At 37.7% G+C, this 2170-nt stretch carries 3 protein-coding genes and 1 pseudogene; all 4 read left to right on the top strand.

Going from position 1 to position 2170, the window contains the following annotated elements:
• Nucleotides 1-359 (top strand): annotated as a pseudogene (locus tag AC1DWB_RS33950) (DUF262 domain-containing protein); the annotation flags it as partial.
• Nucleotides 360-575: 216 nt separating this feature from the next.
• Nucleotides 576-1130 (top strand): hypothetical protein, encoded by a 555-nt coding sequence (locus tag AC1DWB_RS33945; RefSeq protein ID WP_477545484.1) that lies wholly within the window; start codon nt 576-578, stop codon nt 1128-1130.
• A gap of 233 nt (nt 1131-1363) precedes the next feature.
• Nucleotides 1364-1714: a hypothetical protein gene (locus AC1DWB_RS33940; protein ID WP_477545483.1), complete on the top strand. Its 351-nt coding sequence runs from the start codon at nt 1364-1366 to the stop codon at nt 1712-1714.
• A gap of 282 nt (nt 1715-1996) precedes the next feature.
• Nucleotides 1997-2170, top strand: a 174-nt coding sequence (locus AC1DWB_RS33935; protein WP_477545485.1) for a VOC family protein, incomplete at its 3' end; no start/stop codon positions are given.

The following is a 2170-nucleotide window of genomic DNA, read 5'->3' as shown; positions in this document are numbered from 1 at the left end:
GTAAAGCCCTAACTAAGGCTTACACCATTGAAAACAATCTCGAATTGGCTGGTTGTATAATTGACGATATATGTATGGAGTATGTATTTCAAATATCAAATGGAAATGATGTGTTTAAAAGATTAATGGCATCTAATTCAATAGTTGAATATATCGTACCGAAAAAGAGAGGAGAAGTTAAGAAAAACTATATAATAAATTGGGTTGCGCCTCTATCTAATGAGTTTATTATTGAAAGCTTCTCGAAACATAAAAAAGATACTAATGATTGGACTGTAAGACAAAAAATTAAAAACACCTCTGAATTTATTGATTATATACGAAATAAAAAGATGGAAGTTAATGATAAGAAAGTTTAGATTACTCGAGGAAGGCGCCAACATCTTATAACACCGCATTCACGCAACGGGGCTAAAGCCCCTTGATCCGCTCGAGGGATTTCGGGGAAGATGAAGCAGGCGGATACATCACACCGGCTAAGTGGCGTGGCCGCCACCCGGTCCTGCGGACCTTAAGCCGCTGTGACGTCGTGAATGCAACAACGTTATACGAAACAATCAGAGAGAGTTGATAAGATGAAAGATAACCGATTACTGAAAATAAAAACTCACGAAATTGAAGAAGTCCTAAAGAAGATAACTGATACTGAAGTATTAATAAACTTTCAAGATGCAATTATTGATTTGTACCCCAGATTAATACCAATATATGCTTTTTGCTATGACACATGGGATCAAATAGTCGAACATTTATTTAATAAGATGGTTTGGYGGACTTTTTCGTGGAAGTRTGGAGTAGCTACTCCTCGTGAGCAGACACATCAATATGCATATGAAATTGCTCTCAAGGGAAATTATATTGAGTGCAYACCAAAAAATAACTCTATAAGAATAATGAGTAATAGTGAATGGGTCGATTATGAATATTCGATGAATCAAAATATTGTATTTAAAGAGTTTGCTGATGGAATACATTGTTTAACAGGATCATTAACAATAGAAGAGGCAGAAAATGTTACATTTCAATTAGTTAGGGCAGATGTAATTACATTAGATAATAGTGAATTAAATAGAGAAGTATATATAGAAGTTAAAGATCTTGAGTTTGAGGTTATATTCGGGGATGTCTGATTGCATCGTATAACACCGTATTCACGCTGCGGTCGCTTTCGCTCCCTGGGTCCGCCCGAGGAATTTCGGGGAGTGGAGTCAGGCGGACAACCCTGCGAACCTAACCGCGCAGCGGCCGGCGCTAAAGCGCCTTAAGGTTCTCGAGTTCGTGAATACAAGAGACGTTATCTGAAACCTGCGCAAAATCTTATAAAATCAAGTGATAAAAGAAAATACAGAGAAGGGGTTTTAGTATGAGTTCAATTGTACTTGATGTRTCATTTATTAAAATCGGAATTATTTTTACAGCGGTATACGTTTTCTTTTCATTTATAGGTATGCTTTTTAAGCTTGAAACGGGTGAAGGATGGCTAGCTTTCTTTAAAACATTAGCCTACGGTGGGCTAGCTTATTTTATTTACCGATATGTTACCGTAAAGGAATTAACAGAAATAACGATTGTAGATGCTTTTACGTTCATTTTATGTTGTTTTGAGTGTGCTGGAAATTTAATAGCTTGGATCAAATCAATAATTAAATACTTCTCACCTCTTTTAGAGTTCTTCAAAGATGATAACAAAAGTCGGGATGGAATAAATCGCTAAAATATTTATTGGCGGAGTATTCTTAGAAAACTCAACCTTTAGTTTACTCGAGGATGGCGCAGGCATCAGATAACACCGTATTCACGCGTCGTCGCCTATCGGCTCCTCGGTCCACCAGAAGTTGACTCAGGGTAGAACGGTAGCAGCGGACAACCCTGCACCGACTAACCGCGTCACGGCCGGCAGCTGAAGCTGCCTTAAGTCGGTGAGGGTTCGTGAATACAAGAACGTTATACGAAACTACTGAAGAATTCATTTTTAAGCCCAAAGGAAGATCATATTATGCAGATTCGAGGAGTCAATCATATTTGTTTTTCGGTCACAAGCTTAGAGAAATCCATTACTTTCTACGAGCAAGTTTTTGAAGCTAAATTATTAGTGACTGGCAGAAAACTGGCTTATTTTGATTTGAATGGGACATGGATTGCCTTAAATGAAGAGAATGACATACCAAGA

This window comes from Paenibacillus sp. P4_E11, from assembly GCF_056401635.1.
This window is presented reverse-complemented; position numbering and strand designations above follow the sequence as displayed.